General features: G+C 72.5%; 18 protein-coding genes and 1 pseudogene. 13 read left to right on the forward strand and 6 right to left on the reverse strand.

Features of this window, described 5'->3' with window-relative positions; all coding sequences use genetic code 11:
* Positions 1-176: 176 nt before the first annotated feature.
* A pseudogene (gene ligD, locus ACGFNI_RS06325) lies at positions 177-1095 on the forward strand (non-homologous end-joining DNA ligase).
* 27 nt (positions 1096-1122) lie between these two features.
* Here the strand turns inward: ligD and ACGFNI_RS06330 are convergent.
* Positions 1123-2013, reverse strand: a complete 891-nt coding sequence (locus ACGFNI_RS06330; protein ID WP_393681096.1) for a hypothetical protein — start codon at positions 2011-2013, stop codon at positions 1123-1125.
* Between the two features lie 348 nt (positions 2014-2361).
* A complete protein-coding gene (locus tag ACGFNI_RS06335; RefSeq protein WP_393681097.1) occupies positions 2362-3180 on the reverse strand; it encodes a SigB/SigF/SigG family RNA polymerase sigma factor in 819 nt (272 codons plus the stop codon).
* A gap of 350 nt (positions 3181-3530) precedes the next feature.
* Here ACGFNI_RS06335 and ACGFNI_RS06340 point away from each other — a divergent pair, with 350 nt between their 5' ends.
* Positions 3531-3719, forward strand: a complete 189-nt coding sequence (locus ACGFNI_RS06340) for a DUF6381 family protein (protein ID WP_393681098.1) — start codon at positions 3531-3533, stop codon at positions 3717-3719.
* A gap of 166 nt (positions 3720-3885) precedes the next feature.
* On the opposite strand, the gene ACGFNI_RS06345 is transcribed toward ACGFNI_RS06340, so the two are convergent.
* On the reverse strand, positions 3886-4728 hold the full coding sequence (locus tag ACGFNI_RS06345) for a VOC family protein (RefSeq protein ID WP_393681100.1): 843 nt from the start codon (positions 4726-4728) through the stop codon (positions 3886-3888).
* Positions 4729-5581: 853 nt separating this feature from the next.
* Between ACGFNI_RS06345 and ACGFNI_RS06350 the strand changes: the two genes are divergently transcribed.
* The 5 genes from ACGFNI_RS06350 (at position 5582) to ACGFNI_RS06370 (ending at position 8074) form a co-directional block, all read left to right on the forward strand.
* Complete coding sequence (locus ACGFNI_RS06350; protein WP_393681102.1) at positions 5582-6124, forward strand: type 1 glutamine amidotransferase domain-containing protein; 543 nt, start codon at positions 5582-5584, stop codon at positions 6122-6124.
* 312 nt (positions 6125-6436) lie between these two features.
* A complete protein-coding gene (locus ACGFNI_RS06355) occupies positions 6437-6628 on the forward strand; it encodes a hypothetical protein (protein WP_393681103.1) in 192 nt (63 codons plus the stop codon).
* Positions 6625-6846, forward strand: coding sequence for a DUF2795 domain-containing protein (locus ACGFNI_RS06360; protein ID WP_393681104.1), 222 nt, complete (start codon positions 6625-6627; stop codon positions 6844-6846). Before ACGFNI_RS06355 ends, ACGFNI_RS06360 begins: the two co-directional genes overlap by 4 nt.
* A gap of 71 nt (positions 6847-6917) precedes the next feature.
* Positions 6918-7571 (forward strand): phosphoribosyltransferase, encoded by a 654-nt coding sequence (locus tag ACGFNI_RS06365; protein WP_393681106.1) that lies wholly within the window; start codon positions 6918-6920, stop codon positions 7569-7571.
* 32 nt (positions 7572-7603) lie between these two features.
* Positions 7604-8074: a DUF5709 domain-containing protein gene (locus ACGFNI_RS06370; RefSeq protein ID WP_393681108.1), complete on the forward strand. Its 471-nt coding sequence runs from the start codon at positions 7604-7606 to the stop codon at positions 8072-8074.
* A gap of 93 nt (positions 8075-8167) precedes the next feature.
* Here ACGFNI_RS06370 and ACGFNI_RS06375 read toward each other — a convergent pair whose 3' ends face one another.
* Positions 8168-8824: a DNA polymerase ligase N-terminal domain-containing protein gene (locus ACGFNI_RS06375; RefSeq protein WP_393681110.1), complete on the reverse strand. Its 657-nt coding sequence runs from the start codon at positions 8822-8824 to the stop codon at positions 8168-8170.
* Between the two features lie 267 nt (positions 8825-9091).
* On the opposite strand from ACGFNI_RS06375, the gene ACGFNI_RS06380 reads away from it, so the two are divergent.
* The 6 genes from ACGFNI_RS06380 (at position 9092) to ACGFNI_RS06405 (ending at position 15462) form a co-directional block, all read left to right on the forward strand.
* Positions 9092-10195: an NADH:flavin oxidoreductase/NADH oxidase gene (locus tag ACGFNI_RS06380; RefSeq protein ID WP_393681112.1), complete on the forward strand. Its 1104-nt coding sequence runs from the start codon at positions 9092-9094 to the stop codon at positions 10193-10195.
* A gap of 238 nt (positions 10196-10433) precedes the next feature.
* Entirely contained in the window at positions 10434-11519 is a 1086-nt protein-coding gene (locus ACGFNI_RS06385; RefSeq protein ID WP_393681114.1) for a WD40/YVTN/BNR-like repeat-containing protein, read from the forward strand.
* Between the two features lie 114 nt (positions 11520-11633).
* Positions 11634-12311 (forward strand): uracil-DNA glycosylase, encoded by a 678-nt coding sequence (locus ACGFNI_RS06390; protein WP_393681116.1) that lies wholly within the window; start codon positions 11634-11636, stop codon positions 12309-12311.
* 22 nt (positions 12312-12333) lie between these two features.
* On the forward strand, positions 12334-13404 hold the full coding sequence (locus tag ACGFNI_RS06395) for a phospholipid scramblase-related protein (protein ID WP_393681118.1): 1071 nt from the start codon (positions 12334-12336) through the stop codon (positions 13402-13404).
* 82 nt (positions 13405-13486) lie between these two features.
* Positions 13487-14422: an N-acetylglucosamine kinase gene (locus ACGFNI_RS06400; RefSeq protein ID WP_393681472.1), complete on the forward strand. Its 936-nt coding sequence runs from the start codon at positions 13487-13489 to the stop codon at positions 14420-14422.
* 95 nt (positions 14423-14517) lie between these two features.
* Positions 14518-15462 (forward strand): sirohydrochlorin chelatase, encoded by a 945-nt coding sequence (locus ACGFNI_RS06405; RefSeq protein ID WP_393681120.1) that lies wholly within the window; start codon positions 14518-14520, stop codon positions 15460-15462.
* A 325-nt stretch (positions 15463-15787) separates the two neighbouring features.
* On the opposite strand, the gene ACGFNI_RS06410 is transcribed toward ACGFNI_RS06405, so the two are convergent.
* Positions 15788-16846: a lactonase family protein gene (locus ACGFNI_RS06410; RefSeq protein WP_393681122.1), complete on the reverse strand. Its 1059-nt coding sequence runs from the start codon at positions 16844-16846 to the stop codon at positions 15788-15790.
* 155 nt (positions 16847-17001) lie between these two features.
* Complete coding sequence (locus ACGFNI_RS06415) at positions 17002-18501, reverse strand: FUSC family protein (protein WP_393681123.1); 1500 nt, start codon at positions 18499-18501, stop codon at positions 17002-17004.
* Positions 18502-18668: the final 167 nt, after the last annotated feature.

The raw sequence follows: 18668 nt of genomic DNA on the forward strand, positions 1-18668 counted from the left end.
CGCCTCGGCTCCGGCCCGCAGACCTTCTCCGGCAAGCTCCTCTTCAGGTCTTCAGGCCGACCGCGCACAGCCGGCTCTCCGGGCCCGGACCGCACGGCGCCTCCCCCGTCACAACCCGTACCGCGCCTCCCGCACCCGTGGGCTTAGGATCCCGCCGAACGGGTACCCCGGCCCGCATGAACGACACGGAGAAGGTGCGGGCGGGCCGCCGCACAGTGGAGATCCATCGGCCGGAGAAAGTGCTGTTCCCCGACGACGGCTTCACCAAGGCGGATCTCGTCGGCTATTACCGGCAGGTGGCGGCGTACATGCTCCCCCACCTGCGGGGCAGGCCACTGATGCTGGAGCGTCTTCCCGAGGGGCTCGGCGGCCCGCACTTCATGCAGAAGGACACCCCCGATCACTACCCGGACTGGATCCGGCGGGCCGAGGTCGGCAAGGAAGGCGGCACGGTCACCCACACCGTCTGCGACGACACAGCCACCCTGATGTTCCTCGCCGATCAGGCGTGCATCACCCTGCACCGCTGGCCCGCTCGTGCCGACCGCCCCGGACACCCGGACCGGCTGATCTTCGACCTGGATCCGCCCGGTACCGACTTCGAGCCGGTCCGGCACGCCGCCAGGCAGGTCCACGGTCTCCTGGATGAACTCGGCCTGCCGGCCACCCTGATGACAACCGGCTCCAAAGGACTGCACATCACGATCCCGCTCACCGGCAATGCGGATTTCGACACCTCCCGTCTCCTCGCGAAGGACATGGCCGACGTGCTCGAACAGCGTCATCCCGAGCACCTCACCACCGCGGTACGCAAGGAAGCCCGCGGTGGCCGCCTCTATCTCGACGTGCAGCGCAACGGCTACGCGCAGACCGCCGTCGCTCCCTGGTCCGTGCGGGCGAAGCCGGGCGGGCCCATCGCCACCCCGATCGCCTGGGACCTGCTCGACGATCCCGAACTCCCCCCCCCCCCGGAGATGGTCGTTGCGTGACGTGGACTCGGTGCTGACGCAGGCCAGGACCGACCCCTGGGCGGGTGTGCTCCGCCACGGGCGCTCCCTGCGCACCGCCCGTAAGCGGCTCGACGCGTTGCGCTGACGGCGCCGCTCCGGCCCCGGCCCGCTCTCACACCCCGCAGTCCACGCCCGAACCGTCCGTTTCGGGAGCCGGCAGGCCCATCGGGTTGGGGAACGGCAGGGTGCCGGCGGCCAGGACGCGATGGGCCACGGGTCTCAACTCCCGCAGGAGCTGGTCGGTTTCCGCCTCCGGGAGGGGGCGGAGCAGCCTCGCCGCGAGCCGGTCCGTCGAGTCCTCGATCCGCGCCCGCTCCGCCACGCCACGTTCCGTCGCGCCGCCCCACGCGTCCACCAGGCCACGGGAACGCAGCCGTTCCTCCGCTGCCGCCCACTCCTCCTCGCTCCACCCGCGGTCCTGCCGCATGGTGTCCCCGGGCACCCTGCTGCAGGCGACGGCGAGCACCAGCGCCTCGCATCCGTCCAAGCCGTGGTCGGCGAGTACGGCCAGATGGGCATCCCCTCTGAACTCGCGTAGTGCGGTGGCCAGTTGCCATAGCGCTTCCACCGGGTCGGCGCGGTCGCACAGCGGCCGGTTCGCCGCGAACAGCGGGCGGGCGATGGCCGGCGCGTCCTCCACCATCGCCCGGAGTGTCGGCGTCACCCGGGCCGCGGATGCCTCCACCGCGGGGTCTATCGCGCGCAGGGCGCCGGCCGCGCTACGGGCCCGTGCGTCCAGGACGCGGGCCGGGGCGACCGTCTCCCAGGCAGCGGGCAGGGAACCGGCGAGCATTCCGGGGGCGAAGACACCGAGTATCGCCGTGGCGAGCGTGGCGTCCACGGCGCCCAGCGGAGCCGTGCGGGCGGCGAAGTACCCCATCCAGAAGCCCTTGAGGCCGATGGCCTTGCCCAGGCCCCGGCACCCCTCGTCGAAGTAACTGACCGCGTGCAGCGGCTCGGTCAGCAACCAGAGCGCCCGTGCCGCCTTCCGCGACACCTGCACGTGACCGTCCTCTTGCCTCTGTGCTTGCCCTTGCACGACTCCCCGCCCCCCTGCTCGTGTGCGTCTCCGCAGCTCCATCGCCTCGCACGCTACCGCCGCGTACGTCGCGCCGGAACGGGTATCGGCGAAGGTCAGGGAAGGCTCGGGGATCACCCTGAGACGACGGGAGTTCGGGCGGGCGCGAGACCGGGAAGTTTTCGGGGTACCGACGGGAACTCGCCGCCCCGGCCCGTTCAGACCGTGAACCGGTCCGAAGGCGGTGCGTTGCGTAGCGGTGCGGTGCGTGCGGTGCGGTGCGGTGCGTGGAGAGGCTGCCCGCAAGCGGAGGCGTCCGGAGAGGCGCGGGCGTCAGCGCTGTGGGGCGAGGGCCTGCTCGCGTACGTAATCGCAGGATCTGCGGAGCAGCCGGGAGACGTGCATCTGCGAGACACCGACGCGGGAGGCGATCTCACTCTGCGTCAGGCCCATGAAGAACCGCAGGTAGAGGATGCGGCGCTCGCGCTCCGGCAGCATCCGCAGGCCGGGGGCGGCGGCCTCCCGGTCGTCGACGAGTCCCAGTGCCGGGTCCTCCTGACCGACGAGGTCGCCGAGCGTCTGTTGGGTGCCATCGCCGCCGAGCGGGCGCTCCAGGGAGAGGGCCGTGAAGGTTTTCTGCGCATCCAGGCCGATCAGCACGTCGTCGTAGGACATGCCGGTGTGGGCCGCGACGTCCTGGACGGTGATCGCCTCGTGTCCGGGGCGTACGGAGAGTTCCACCCGGGCGCGGTGTACCTGGGCGCGCAGTTCCTGAGCGCGCCTCGGGACGTGCACGGCCCACAGGTCGTCACGGAAGTGCCGCTTGATCTCGCCGATGATCGTGGGGACGGCGAAGGCTCCGAACGCGGTGCCGGCCTGCGGGTCGAAGCGGTCGATGGCCTTGAGCAGGCCGAGGGCGGCGACCTGACGCAGGTCTTCGTCGCTCTCTCCGCGACCGCTGTACCGCCTGGCCAGGCGGTGGGCCATCGGCAGCCATGCGCAGACGATCTCCTCCCGCAGCCGCTTCCGGTGGGGGCCGTCCGGCAAGGTGGCGAGTTCGTCGAAGGCCGCGCCGGTGTCCGGATCCAGTTGTGGATGCCGGCCGGGTCGGGCAGACGCCGGATTCCGGCCGGGCGTGGTAGGAGAAGTCATCCTGCACACCGCCTTCCGATCGGTGGTCCCGCAGCTGCGGCAGCCCGTCCGGTCTGCCCGTTCTTTCACTTGATTTCCGTTTTATGCCTTCTACTCTGCAACAGTCGGGCAGCGTGCGCGACAAGGGTCGCCGCCGGGGGCGGACGGCGACGGTGGAATGGCCCCTGAGCAGGGCGTTCGCCACTGCGGGACGGGGATGGGAGCGGGCTGGAACGGCGGGATGCGCCCCTCGGGCCGTCCGGAACGGGGCTACACAGGGTGACCGGGACGGCCGGAGCGTTTTCGAGGTGCCGAAGCGGGTGTGCCCTGGTTCGCTGAAGGGTGCCACCCCATCCATCCGAGGAGTGATCATGAGCGGCGACGAAACGCGCGGCCGGCTCCGGCAGATGCGCGAGAAGGCGCAGCAGCTGGAAGACGCTGCACAGCGCACCAACGATCCCGACGAGCGCAAGCGGCTCAAGGAGAAGGCCCGGAAGCTGCAGAGCAGGAGCGAGCAGGAGAGCGGCATGGGCAGCGGGGACATCCATCCCTCGCTCTGATCGCTTCCACCGCTCCGGCCCCGCCGTGAGCACGCGCACCATCCGGCGGCCTCCGTCCCAGGGGATCTGGGAGCGGAGGCCGCCGGTCGCATGTGCCGCCTGAGGCGAACGGGGAGCGTGCGTGTGGCGTGGCGTAGGGAGAGTTCAGCGCCCTGGTACCGCGCGGTCACCGGCCCTCGCCGTCGGCCGCCGCCTCCTGTTCCTGCGCCGCGTCGGTCACCGTGAACAGCGCGCCCTCGTGGTCGCAGATCACCGCCCGGCGGCCGGAACCGTCCGCCACCGGGGCCGTCGACCGCACCGCGCCGCCGGCCGCCACCGCCGCGGACATCACCGCTTCGACGTCCCTGACCCGGAAGTGCACGTGCCACCGGGGCCGCATGTGCGGGTCGGGCGCCTCCTCCACGCCGCCGCCCCGCACGGCGGCCACCAGGTGGCGCTCCTGCCGGACGGTGACCTGGTCGTCCTCGTAGGTGACATCGCAGCCGCCCGGCTCCGTGGTGGCCCAGTCGAAGATCTCCGCGTAGAAGATGGCGGCGGCGAACGCGTCTCGGGTGCGGAGTTCCAGGAACACCGGGGCGCTGCCGTGGCCGACCGACCAGCGGAGTGTCTGGCCCTCCCAGATGCCGAAGACGGCTCCGTCGCGGTCGGCCGCCAGCGCCGCCCGCCCGGTGCCGAATTGGAGCGGGCCGACGGCTACCGTGGCGCCGCGTTCCCTGACCCGCCCGGCGACGTCGTCGGCGCTGTCGACCGCGAAGTACGGGGTCCATGCCACGGCGCCCCTGAGCCTGTCGGAGAGCTGTGCCATCCCGGCGACCGGTCGTCCACCGTCCAGCGCGACGCAGAATTCGTCGCCCAGGCTCCCCTGGCGGAAGCGCCAGCCGAGGACGTCGGCGTAGAAGTCCTGGGCCGCCTGGAGGTTGCGGGACATCAGGTGCACCCAACAGGGCGCGCCGTGCACGGGGACGAGGTGCCCGCCGCCGACGGGTGAGCGGTGTTCTGCGGTTGTCATGGTGGGCGTCTCCCTTCCCGGACGGGGCCGTGAGGGCTGGTGCCGGTGGGCCTCGGCTGTGGAGCGGCGGGTGCCGTCACGGGGAGCGTCCCAGTGGCACGGGATGCCATGTCTGTCTCTGTACGCGCCGTCTGCGCACGCCGCCCGGTAGGAGCGCGGGCCCGTCTTCGACGGTACGCCCCCGGCCTGCGCGCGTCCTGCTCGCGCGAGCGGGCCGTCCGCCCTGCCGCATCCGCCTCGATTCCCGCTCCCCGGTGACCGTTCACGACGGGCTCTCCGTCGCCCGACTGGCGGAAGCTCCGTCCTCGTCAGCGGTCGCCTCACCCCCGGTTCCCCTGCCGCGCTCGGGCAGGCAAGAAGCCCTGCGCGCCGCCGCCCGTCCCCAGGAACGGTCCCGCACCGGGACGCTCATGGGGCCCGGTGCCGGTACGCCGCGCAGGCCCGCTGGGCGGCGGGTGTCCCGAGATGCCCGGTGGCCTGCCGGCCCCGCCGGTTCGTGCCGTGTGCCGGGATGCGATCTCGCCGTATCCGGAGTCCGATGGAGGCATTCGGGCAAGGGCGCGGAGTCTCGGGGGGCGAACTCAGGAACCGTCGAGCAGCTCGTCGGGACGCTGGGCCCGGAAGGGATACCGGCGATTATCGCGATTCCTCTCAGTTCGGGATGACGTGCGTCGGCAGGCCGAAGAGCAGAGCAGGCGCGAGCCGTCGGAAATGGCCGGGAGGCGTGACGGAAATCGACTGTCCGAGGTGCGCCTGAGACGGTCCGGTGTGCACCCGAAGGGAATATCGCGGGATGCGGTGGGAATGCGGCCCTGAGTGGACGGAATGATGGACCACCGAGAGGACGGACAGCATGCAGATAGCGTTTCTGGTGGCTCCCGAAGGGGTCGAGCAGGTCGAATTGACCGAGCCGTGGCAGGCCGTCGTCGACGCCGGTGTCGTACCGCACCTGGTATCCACCGCTCCCGGGTCCGTGCAAGCCTTCCACCACCTGGACAAGGCGGACACCTTCACGGTGAACCGGACGCTGGAAAAGGCGCGGGTCGATGATTACGACGGCCTGATACTGCCAGGCGGCGTGGCCAATCCGGATGAGCTGCGCACCGATGAGCGGGCGGTCGCCTTCGCCCGTGGATTCTTCGACGCGGGAAAGCCGGTCGCGGCCATCTGTCATGCCCCCTGGACGCTGGTGGAGGCCGACGTGGTGCGCGGCCGTACGCTCACCTCGTGGCCCAGTCTGGCAACCGATATCCGGAACGCCGGCGGCACCTGGGTCGATGAGCGGGTGAAGGTCTGCACCGACGGGCCCAACACCCTTGTCACCAGCCGAAAGCCGGGCGATCTGAAGGCTTTCTGCACCACGCTCGTGAACGAGCTGGGCGCCGGACGGCGGTGATGCGGAACCTGCGGTGTGCGGATGGTCAGCCGCCGCGGAGACGGCCCAACGACGGCGCCGGAACACGGCGTTAGCGCGAAAGAATAACGGGCACCCGATGAAAGGGACGACGCACCGGCCGTGGACACCGCACCACGGAGATGCCGGGCCGCGGAGCTGTGAGGCAGCCCCCCGGCCCCTGGATCCGGAGTGCGCGTGACACGTCCTGCGTCGGCCCGTTCAGCAAACGGGACGCCCTGCCCGTAACAGCGGGAAAGCACTCGGCGACAGCAATTCAGTTCAGTTCTGGTGAATCCGGAGGAAACCATGGTCATGGAACACGGTGCGGACAAGACCGGGCCCGCCCGGGACGACGTGATGAAGAAGCAATTGCGGGCGGAATTGACGGCGGACCGGTCACTGCGGGCGGTGGAGGAACGGGAACTCCAGCCCGCGGGTGAGGACCAGCCGGATGTGGCACGGCCCCCGACACCGTATTCCGGGGCGGAACTCCGCTCGGCATGACAGAAGAGGACGTCGGCATACGTTCGGAACTCGCCCAGCACCTCGGCCGCAGCATTTACCCGGCCGACAAACCCACCGTCGTCGACAAACTCCGTCGGGACCATGCGCCGGACCGGCTGGTCGCCCTCGCGGAGCGGCTCCCGGCGGGCGAGCTGTACCCGAACGTGCAGACCATCGCCGAATCCATCGGACTCGCGACGGAACACCGCCGGAGCTGACGCGTCGGCCGGTTCCGCTCACCGGCCGGCCGCCCGTACGCGGAGGCGGAGAGAGTGAGGTACGGCGCGCCATGCGGTACTTCGACCGTCGGCATGCCGGGCAGGCACTCGCCACCCGGTGTCTCGCGCTGATGCGGACCGGCGGGTTCACCGCCCCTCTGGTGCTGGCGCTGCCGCGCGGTGGCGTCCCGGTGGCGGCGGAGGTCGCGCGGGCCATCGGGGCCCCGCTCGATGTGCTCGTGGCCCGCAAGATCGGCATTCCCGGCCTGCCCGAGGTCGGCGTCGGAGCCCTCGTCGACGACGAACCGCCCGTCTTCGACGCGGCGGCGCTGACCGTACTCGGCCTGACCGAGGAGCTGCTCGCCGCCGACGTCGAACGGGAACGGGCCGAGCTGCACCGGCGCGAGGCGGCCTACCGGGCGGGCCGGCCCCCGCTGAACGTCACGGGCGCCGTGGTCCTGCTGGTCGACGACGGGCTCGCCACAGGCGCCACGGCCCGCGCGGCGCTGCGTCATCTGCGGCGGCTGCGGCCCGCCCGCCTGATCCTCGCCGTTCCGGTGGGCGACGCGGCTGCGGCTGCGGCGCTGCGCGAGGAGGCGGACGATGTTGTCTGTGTGCACCAGCCGCAGCATTTTCACGCGGTGGGCGAGTGGTATCTCGATTTCGACCAGGTGCAGGACACGGAAGTCATCAGCATTCTGCGTGGGACCGGCACCGCAGCGTGAGACCACCGGCGTACCCGGAGAAGGAGGGCGGCATGTCCGACAACGCGATGGGCGACGAGGTGTATCAGCCCTCCGCGTCCGACCCCCAGGACAATCCAGACGATCTGGATATGGAGGATGCCCTCGACGAGCCGGGACTCGACGAGATGCTGGACGAGGGCTATTCGCCGCCCGAGCACCCGCTCGCGGTGAACCGCGGAACGACGGCGCAGGAGCAGCACGACGGCGAAACCCTCGATCAGCGGCTGTCCGAGGAGACGCCTGACGTCACCGTGCCCGACGGCGACGGCATCGGCGACCTGCTGGAAAGCGACGGCGAGGCGTTCGACGACCAGGTCGGCAACGAGCGGGCCGGGCGGCTGGTCGGCGCGGACGAGGGCTACCCGCGGCACACCAACGACGTCGTCGCCCACGATGTCGGTATCGACGGCGGTGCCGCGTCGGCCGAAGAGGCCGCGATCCACGTCTGCCCGGACACCGTCGGGGGCGCGGACGACAGATGAGCCACCCCGGGGCGTGCCTCCCCGTGGCGTTCCTCCAGGAGCAGCCGGCACGACAGGAACAGCAGGCGCACCGACCGGCTGTCCCGCTGTGGCTCACCGGCCGTCCTCGCGCCCTTCGGAGGCGTCGGCCACCACCTGGTGGAGCGTCCGGCCGCTGCGTACGGAGCGGGCGCGCTTCGGATCGGGTGCCCCGTGGTGGGCCGCGTGGGCGTCGTTCTCCTTGACCAGCAGCCAGGATTCCCGGTCGCCCGCTTCCTCACCGGTGCGGAACCGGGTGAGCGCGTAGCCGCCGTGCAGCTTCGCACCGTCGAGCCAGAAGGCGGCGTGTCCCCGCTCCAGGGCCTCGGCGAAGCTGCCCGCCCGGTCCTTGCGCTTGCCGGGGAGTGGCCGGTAGGTGCCCTGGTCCCAGACGATCACCGGGCCCGCGCCGTACTCCCCGGGGGCGATGACACCCTCGAACTCCCGGTAGTCCAGCGGGTGGTCCTCGGTGGGTACGGCGAGGCGCTTGTCGTGCGGGTCGGCGGACGGGCCCTTCGGCACGGACCAGGACTTCAGGACGCCGTCGACCTCAAGGCGGAAGTCGAAGTGCATCCGGCGCGCGTCGTGGATCTGCACGACGAAGCAGGGCCGATCACCGGACGGCGCCCGTCGGCCGCGCGGTTCACGCGTCCGGTCGAAGTGCCGTTTGCGGTGGTAGGCCGCCAGGCTGTCGGCGGTGCCTTCGTCCCCCGTACCGGCCTGCTCGTCCACGTCCGTCCCCTTTCCGCGTCCGTTCCGGGACCGAGGCGTCCGCTCCTCGCCTCACGGCCATGTTTGCGCTTGTGCACGGGCGCGGCTACCTCAGGGCGGGGAGAGCGCACGGGGCACGGTCCCGGTGTCACGCCGACCGGGGTTTCCGGCACGGCGGCGCGGTTCGTACGAGAAACATCGTAGTTTGACACCTGCCGTAGTACGGCGTTTATCGTATGAGGGCGGGCTCGGCCGGAGTCCGCACGTCGTGAGGTACAGGAGCCAGCCGTGAGCGCACTGTTCGAGCCCATCCGTCTTCGGTCGCTGACCATCCCGAACCGCATCTGGATGGCTCCCATGTGCCAGTACTCGGCGGCCCCCGAAGGCCCCATGGAGGGGGTGCCAGGTGACTGGCACTTCCAGCACCTGGCGGCCCGCGCGGCAGGCGGCACCGGACTCATCCTCACCGAGGCGACCGCGGTCAGCCCCGAGGGCCGCATCAGCCCGTACGACCTGGGACTGTGGAACGACACCCAGACCGAGGCGTTCCGGCGGATCACGATCTTCCTGAATTCGCAGGGAACCGTCCCCGGCATCCAGATCGCGCACGCCGGCCGCAAGGCGTCGACCGAGCGGATGTGGGTCGACCGCGGCGCCACGATCCGCTCCGACGAGCCGTACGGCTGGACGCCCCTCGCCCCGAGCCCGGTGCCGTTCGACGACGGTTCGCAGACCCCGGACGAGCTGTCCACCGCGCAGATCGACGAGATCGTCGGGCAGTTCGCCGCCACCGCCCGCAGGGCCCGCGCGGCCGGCTTCGACGTCGTCGAGGTGCACGGCGCGCACGGCTACCTGGTCAACCAGTTCCTCTCGCCCTTCACCAACCGGCGCACCGACGAGTACGGCGGCTCCTACGAGAACCGGACGCGCTTCGCACTGCGGGTCGTGGACGCCGTACGGGAGGTGTGGCCCGACGAACTGCCGGTCTTCTTCCGGATTTCGGCCACCGACTGGCTCTCCGAGAACGAGGACGACGCCCGCGAGGGCTGGACGGCGGACGACACCGTCCGTTTCGCGGCCGACCTGAAGGCGCACGGTGTCGACCTGTTGGACACCTCCACGGGCGGCAACGCACCGGACGCCAGGATCGAGGCGGTGCCCGGCTACCAGGTGCCGTTCGCCGAGCGGGTCAAGAAGGAGGCCGGGCTGCCGGTGGGGGCCGTGGGCCTGATCACCGAGGCGCAGCAGGCCGAGAAGATCGTCGCGGACGGGCAGGCCGACGCCGTACTCCTCGGCCGGGAACTGCTGCGGTCGCCGAGCTTCGCGCTGTTGGCTGCCCGTGAGCTGGGGATCGGCATCCGCGTACCGGAGCAGTACCAGCGGGCCGTCTGAGGCGGTCGCCACGCGGTGGGCGCGCGTCGCACCGGCAGTCGGTGCGGCGCGCGCCTGCCGCATGAAGGCGGGCCTTGCCGCCGCCGTTCGCCCGGACCGGAACCGCGGGTGCCCGGCGCGCACTGCAGGCCGGGCATGGCCGTGTGACCTGCGCCGATGCCGTTCCGGGACGCCGTTGTCAGTGGTCGGGTGCAGACTGACGGCATCTGAGACAACGGCGTCCCGGAGGTGTAGGGGCATGACTGACGTACTACTCGTGGTGGGCACCCGCAAAGGGCTCTTCGTCGGCCGACGACGGCACGGCGACTGGGAATTGAGCGGCCCGCATTTCCCCGCGCAGGCGGTGTACTCCCTCGGGATCGACACCCGCCGCGCGGCGCCCCGGCTGCTGGCCGGGGCCGACAGCCCCCACTGGGGCCCGTCCGTCTTCCACTCCGACGACCTCGGCGAAAGCTGGCAGGAACCGACCAGACCCGCGGTCAAGTACCCGGAATACACCGGGACTTCACTGGAGCGGGTGTGGCAGCTGCACCCGGCGGGGCCCGCGGCCCCCGATGTGGTCTACGCCGGTACGGAACCCGGCGGCCTGTTCCGGTCCGACGACGGCGGCGAGACCTTCACCATGGTCAGGTCGCTGTGGGACCACCCGAGCCGGAAGCACTGGATGCCGGGCGGCGGCGGGCTCGCCGTGCACACCGTCATCACCGACCCGCGCGACGCGGACGCGGTGACGGTCGCGGCTTCGGCGGCCGGCGTCTTCCGCAGCACGGACGGCGGGGCCAGCTGGAAGCCGTCGAACAACGGCGTGAAGGCGGTCTTCCTGCCGGACCAGCACCCGGAGTTCGGCCAGTGCGTGCACAAGATCGCCCAGGACCCGGTGGACCGCGACCGGCTGTACCTGCAGAACCACTGGGGCGTCTACCGCAGCGACGACGCCGGCGTCCGGTGGACGGACATCGGCGCGGGCCTGCCGTCCGACTTCGGCTTCGCCGTGGCCGCCCATCCGCGCGCCGCGAACACCGCCTACCTCTTCCCCATCACCGCCGACATCGACCGGGTGCCCGCCGGCCACCGGTGCCGGGTGTACCGCACGACCGACGCCGGGGCCGCCTGGGAACCGCTCACCCACGGCCTGCCGGACGAGGACCACTACGGCACGGTGCTCCGGGACGCCCTGTGCGTCGACGACACCGACCCCGCAGGGGTGTACTTCGGCAACCGCAACGGCGAGGTCTACGCCAGCGCGGACGACGGCGAGAGCTGGCGGCAGCTCGCCTCGCACCTGCCCGATGTGCTGTGCGTACGGGCGGCGGCGGTGGCGTGAGCGAGCGGCGGGGAGAACGGGGAGAAGCGGCGGCACGAGGGACGGCGCGGGCCGAGGACCAGGAGGGAAGTCATGGATTGATACGGGAGGGCGCTGGGCCAGTAGGGTGATCCCGTGGCTGCACGACCTCTACAAGACATTGTCGAACCGGGCTGGGCCAAGGCACTTGAGCCCGTCGCCGGACGGATCGCCGCGATGGGCGACTTCCTGCGGGCGGAGATCGCCGCGGGACGCACCTATCTCCCGGCAGGCAGCAATGTGCTGCGCGCCTTTCAGCAACCGTTCGACGACGTACGGGTGCTGATCGTCGGACAGGACCCGTATCCGACGCCGGGACACGCGGTGGGACTCAGCTTCTCCGTCGCGCCGGACGTCAGACCGTTGCCCGGGAGTCTGGAGAACATCTTCCGCGAGATGCACTCCGACCTCGGCCTTCCCCGGCCGTCCAACGGCGACCTGACCCCCTGGACCAGACAGGGCGTACTCCTGCTGAACAGAGCGCTGACGACCGCGCCCCGCAAACCGGCGGCGCATCGGGGCAAGGGCTGGGAAGAGGTCACCGAGCAGGCGATCCGCGCACTGGTCGGCCGCAACCGCCCGCTCGTCGCGGTCCTGTGGGGCCGCGATGCGCGCAACCTGCGTCCGCTGCTCGGCAATCTGCCGGCCGTCGAGTCGGCACACCCCTCCCCCATGTCCGCCGACCGCGGGTTCTTCGGATCCCGTCCCTTCAGCCGCGTCAACGACCTCCTGGCGCAGCAGGGAGCCCAGCCGGTGGACTGGCAGCTGCCCTGAGGCCGGGCGGTACTGTTCCGGCATGACGAACGCGAACATCCCTGCGGGCTGGTATGCCGACCCGCAGGGCACCCCCCACCAACTGCGCTGGTGGGACGGCGCCCGATGGACCGAGCACACGCACGCCGAGCCGCAACGGGCCCAGCCGCAGCAGCCCCAGCCGGCCGCCCAGCAGGTCCCCCAGCAGCAGCCCGCCCCCGCCCAGCCGGTCCAGGCCGCCCCGCAGGCCGCGGGGCCCGCGCCCCAACAGGCCCCGCACCAGCAGGGACAGGCGCCGTACGGACAGCAGCAGGCGCCGTACGGACAGTCGGCCGGCGCGGCGCACGGACAGCCGGGGTACGCGCAGGGGCAGCCCGCGCAGCAGGCGCCGGGGCAGCCGATGCCGCAGCCGTACCCGCCCCAGCACGCACCGGGAGCGGCCGGCGGCCATCCGGAGGGTGTGCAGCGTCAGGTCCAGCAGCAGGCAGGGGTCGCGCCGGGCGGTCCCGGCGGCGGCAGCCTGTTCACCGAGCCGGTCCTGGTGGTGAACCAGAAGGCCAAGCTCATTGAGGTCACCAACGAGTACAGCGTCTTCGACCAGCACGGGAACACGCTCGGCACGGTCGTCCAGGTCGGCCAGAGCACGGCCAAGAAGGTGCTGCGGGTCGTCTCCAGCCTGGACCAGTACATGACCCACAAGCTGGAGATCCGGGACGCGTACGGGCAGCCGCTGCTGGTGCTGACCCGGCCCGCGAAGATCCTCAAGTCCAAGGTGATCGTGCAGCGCCCCGACGGCCAGCCGGTCGGCGAGATCGTGCAGCAGAACGCCATCGGCAAGATCAACTTCGGGATGATGGTCAACGGCCAGCAGATCGGCGCCATCAAGGCGGAGAACTGGCGCGCCTGGAACTTCGCGATCGTCGACCACACCGAAACCGAGGTCGCCCGGATCACCAAGACCTGGGAAGGTCTCGCCAAGACGATGTTCACCACGGCGGACAACTACGTGCTCCAGGTCCACCGGCAGCTCCCCGATCCGCTGCTCAGCCTGGTCGTCGCCACGGCGCTGACCGTCGACACCGCGCTCAAGCAGGACGCCCGCGGCCTTGGCTGAGCCGCCGGGCACCGCGGAGCGCAGATCCGCCGCACCCGGCCGCCATGTTCTCGGCGTCGATTCGGGCGGCTCGGGGCTGCGGATGGCCGTCGCACCCGCGGCCGACCCGCGTGCCGGGACGGCGGCCACGTACACGTCGGACGAGCCGGTGCGCACCGGCCCGCGCGGCATCGACGCACAGCAGCTGATGTCCCAACTGCTGCCCGCCGCCGAGCAGTTGCGGCTCGCTGCCGGAGCGGACGGCTTCGCCGCCGTCTGTGTCGGAGCCGCCGGGATGAGCACGCTCGGGCAGGACCTGCGAGCCGTACTCCCCGCGGCGCTGGCCGCCGCCTTCGGCACCCGGCATCTGGTGCTGGCCGCCGACGCGGTCACCGCGTACGCCGGCGCGCTCGGCCAGCGCCCCGGTGCCGTCATCGCCGCCGGCACCGGCCTGATCGCGCTCGGCACGGACGCGGCGGGAAGCTGGCGGCGGGCCGACGGCTGGGGGCATCTGCTGGGCGACTGCGGCAGCGGCGCCTGGATCGGCCGGGCCGGTCTGGAGGCCGCACTGCGCGCCCATGACGGACGCACAGGCGGCTCGCGGGCGCTACTGGCGTGCGCCGAGGCGGAGTTCGGGCCGGCCGGCGGGCTGCCGGGAAAACTCTACCCACGGACCGACAGGCCCGCCGTCCTGGCGTCGTTCGCCCCGCTGGTCGCACGATGCGCGGACGGCGACGAGGTCGCGGCGGGCATCCTGCGGGACGCCGCACGGCACATCGCCGATGCGGCAGCCGCGGTCTGCCCGGCGGGCGGGGCGCGGACGGTGGCGTGGACCGGCGGGCTGTTCCGCATGGGCGAGCCGCTGCTCGGCCCGCTGCGCACCGCACTCGCCACGCGGCTTCCCGGGGTCGTCTGCACCCAGGCCGTTGGGAGCCCGCTCGACGGTGCGCTGACCCTCGCCGCCGCGCTGGCCCGCGAGGAGCTGACGCTGCCGGCCGACGGCGAGTTGTTGCAGATCACGCGGCCTGTGGCGGGCTGAAGCCACCAAGACGCGCGGGATAAATCGGGACGGATGCCCCCTGACCGAACCCTCCCTCGGCACCGGGGTACTCCGAGGCGTTAGCATGCGGCGCCATGAGTTCCCCCACTGGGCCCGCACCTGGCTCGCCCCGCTTTGACGACGATTCCCTGAGCCCGGCACCCGGCCTGCCTGTACGTATGCCGCGCCCGCGGCAGTCCGGCCGCCACCGCAAGCCGGAGCCGCTCGCCGCCCCTGAGGACGCACCCGTCCTGGTCCTGGCCGTGCCCGGCACCCCCACATCCGCCGCCCGCAGCCTGGCGGATGAGGTCTCCAGCATCGCCCGCTCCGAACTGCCCGGCCTCGACGCCCGGATCGGGTACGTCGACGGGGGCGACGCGGAGTTCCCCGCGCTGGAGGCGGTGCTGGCGCAGGCCGGCGCCGAGCACAAGGCGCGGACCGGCGCCACCGGCCAGACCGGGCCCGCCGCGGTGGTCGTGCCGCTGCTGGCGGGGCCGGACAGTTCGCTGCTGCGACGCATACGCCAGGCCATCATGAACAGCGGTTCCGGCGCCGAGCTGACCGACGTGCTCGGCCCGCACCCGCTGCTCGCCGAGGCGCTGCACGTCCGGCTGTCCGAGGCGGGTCTGGCACGCGCCGACCGCGCGCGGCTGTTCACCGTCGCCACCGCGGCCGACGGCATCATCCTGGCCACCGTGGGAGGCGAGGAGGCCGTGCAGGCCGCCGGGATCACCGGCATGCTGCTCTCGGCCCGTCTTGCGGTGCCGGTACTGGCCGCCGCGCTGGACGAGGACGGCGCGATCTCGCGTACGGCGGAGCAGCTGCGCGGGTCCGGCTCGCGGCAGCTGGCGCTCGCGCCGTACCTGATCGGCCCTGAGATCTCCGACGGGCTGCTGGGGGCGGCTGCCGCGGAGGCCGGCTGTGCGTCGGCCGAGGCCCTGGGGGCGTACGGCGCCGTGGGCCGGCTGGTGCTGTCGAACTACGCGGCTTCGGTGGGCATCACCCTCCGGCCGGCGGGCCAGAGCACACCGGCCCACTAGGTCGTGCCGTCGAGCCGGGGTCGGGGCCCGGCACGGGGACACCTGTAGCGCTCGCAGCACTTCGCAGGGCCGCTTCACGCAGGGCGTGGGGCGGCCCTCGCGCGTTCCCTGGCCCGGCCCGTCGGCCGAGGTCGCCAGATGCCCGTCAGACGGCTTGCGGCAGGCGGGTGGGTCGCGGGGAGCGGCCCGCCGGGCGGGCGCCCGCGAGGAGGGCCGTCAGGGCCTCTCGGGGCGGACCTGGGATGCCCACGGCGACCGGCGGACGACGATTCGGGCCGGTCAGGCCGGTCGGGCCGCCGCATCGGGCTGACGGCGGCGGGCCTGGTCAGGCGAAGACCACGCAGGAGACGGCGGGGGCGGCGAGTGATCCGGCACGGACCGGCAGGCCGGTGTGCGGGTCGAGGGTGAACCACGTGACGTCGCCGGAGCGCTCGTTGGCGGCGTAGAGGTGCCGGCCACCGGGGTGCAGCGCCAGGTCGCGGGGCCAGTGACCGCCGCAGGGAACCGTGCCGACCAGGGTGGCGTGCCCGTCCGACGGGTCGATGGCCAGCACGGAGATGCTGTCGTGCCCGCGGTTGGCGGCCCAGGCGAACCGGCCGTCCCGGGAGAGGACCAGCGCGGAGGGGAAGGTCTCGGGCGCACCGGGTGCGTCCCCGGCGTCCGGGAGGAGCCGGGTCTCTCCCAGTGGCGTCAGGGTGCCGGTCGCCGCGTCCCAGCGGCAGACGGTGACCGTCGGCGTCAACTCGTTGATGACGTAGGCGAAGGCGCCGCCGGGGTGGAAGGCGAGATGGCGCGGTCCGCTGCCGGGGCGCAGCCTGACCTCGGCGTGGACGGCCGGCGTTCCGCTCGCGGGGTCGAGGGTGCAGCAGCGGACCGAGTCGGTGCCGAGGTCGACGCTCAGCAGCCAGCGGCCGGAGGGGTCGGCACGTACGGCGTGCGCGTGCGGGCCCTCTTGGCGGTCGGCCCGCGGGCCGCTGCCCTCGTGCCGCAGGACGGCGGCGAGTCCGCCGAGTGTGCCGTCGGCGCGCACGGGGAGGGCGCTGATGCTGCCGGAGGTGTAGTGGGCGGTCACCAAGTGACGGGAGGTCAGGGTGAGATGGGTGGGGTCGGCGCCGCCGACGGGGACGGGCGGGCCCAGGGGTGCGGGGCCTTCGGGGGTGAGGGCGAAGGCGGCAGCCGTGCCGTCGGTGGTCTCGCTGACCGCGTAGAGGTGGCGGCCGTCGGGGCTCGGGGCGAGGAAGGAGGGGTTGGGCAGCACGTCCGTGGTGTGGAGCGCGGTGAGGGCGCCGGTCCCCGGGTCGACGGCGGCGGTGGTGAGGCCCGCGCCGCCCGCCGTGGTGAACGATCCGATGTACGCCCGCAGTCCGCGCTCCGTGGTCCCCACTGCTCCGCCCTTCGTCACCGGCCGCCGCTCGTCCCCGTCCGGGCCGGCTGCCCGGCCGCCCGCAGGAGGCCGGGAGGCGTCCGCCCGCACGGATACGGCGACGCTAACAGCCGGGGCCAGGGGGCATCGGGCGGACGGCGGACTTCGCTGCCGGCTCAGGCTCCCAGCGGTTCCCGGGTCCGGCTGCGCAGCGGCGCGGCCAGTTCGGCGAGTGCGCGTTCCAGGCCGTGCAGATGCGCGAGCGCGGGCTCCGCCGCACCGTGCTGCGCCGCCGGAACGGCCTGGTCGCCGGGGGCGTCGCCGGGCGCGAAGAGCGCCTCGACCGTGAGTTCCACGCGACGGCAGGCAGCGGTCAGGCGCGCGTCGTGCGAGGCATCCGGGTCGGCCGCTACGGCGGCGAGTCCACGGACCTCGCGGGCGCAGTCGTCGAGCAGCCGCAGCACGTGGGCGGCGCGCGCCTTGCGGGCGCGCAACGGGTTGACGGGGTGCGTCAGCGGGGCCAGCGTCTGCCTGACCTTGCCGAGCAGCGATTCCAGTTCGGCGACCCGCGGGGCCGGGTCGGCGGTCGGCGATCCCGCCAGCCGCGCGGCGCTCTCGGCGGCGCAGGCGTGGACGCAGCGCAGCGCGTGCCGGATCCACGCGTCCGTGGTGACGTGCGTGGTGACCGGCAGCACGAGCAGCACGGCCAGGGCCGCGCCCACGGCTCCGGCGCCGGTCTCGGCGACCCGCAGCACGAGCAGCCCGCCGTCGAGGACCCCCAGCGTTCCGTAGAGCAGCCCGGCGAGGACCGTCACGAAGAAGACCATCCAGCTGTAGGACACCGCGGCGGTGTAGAAGATCCCGAAGACGCAGACCGCGAGGAGCACGGCGGTGGGGATCGCGGCGCCGTGCAGCGGGACCGCGACGAACAGTCCGACGACGATGCCGAGGACCGTACCGAGGATCCTTCGGAAGCCTCTGACCAGCGCCTCCCCGCGCGAGGCGGTGTTCACGAAGATCCACCACGCGGCGCCGACCGCCCAGTACCAACGGTCGGCGGACAGCATCTGTCCCGCCACGAGGGCGAACCCTCCCGCGACGGTCGCCTGGAGCGCCTGGCGCGTCGTCGCGCGGGCCAGCCCTCTGCCGGCCGGCGGGGCCGTCACGGCGGGCGGCGTCAGGCGTCGCTCGTAGCACCACAGCCCGAAACGGACCGTCGAGGAGACGAGGAGGGCGAGGGCGATGGCGGCGTACAGCATCGGCAACTGCCCGGGGACGGTGTGCAGGAACTGTGCCGCGAACATCGTCATGAAGGCGAAGGTTCCCAGCGCATGGCCGCGCGGGCCCCAGCGCCTGGCGTAGACACCGGCGAAGACGGTGGCCAGGAACGTGACGTCCCGCAGCAGCGGAAGCTCGTGCAGGACGGCGGCCAGCGCCAGTACGGGGATACCTACGGCGGGCAGCAGTGCGGTCGTGACGGCCTGCCCCTTGACGGTGGTGTCCGTGACCGTGAAGAGCGCGAGCAGCGCGGCGAGCCCGCCGACGACAGCGGCCGGCAGCGAGCCGCCCGCAAGGCCCGAGAGCGCCGCGGCCGGGCCGATGCCGAGCACGGCCCGAGTGGCGCTCCGCAGGCGCATCCGCCCGGGATCCGGAGCGACGATCACTCTCTTCAGCACGCTTGCCAACCCAACCTCCGCTACGGCATGAAAAAGGCGCCGCGGGATCCGCAGCGCCATCGACAGGACCATCAGACCATCCTGAGCGCGCCTGGCTCAACAGAAACCGATGTCACTGGGCCATTGGCTCAGTGATGTGGTGTCGCGGGCCGCCGGAGAAGGGCCAT

This window comes from Streptomyces sp. NPDC048644 (assembly GCF_043199105.1).
Lineage (GTDB): Bacteria > Actinomycetota > Actinomycetes > Streptomycetales > Streptomycetaceae > Streptomyces.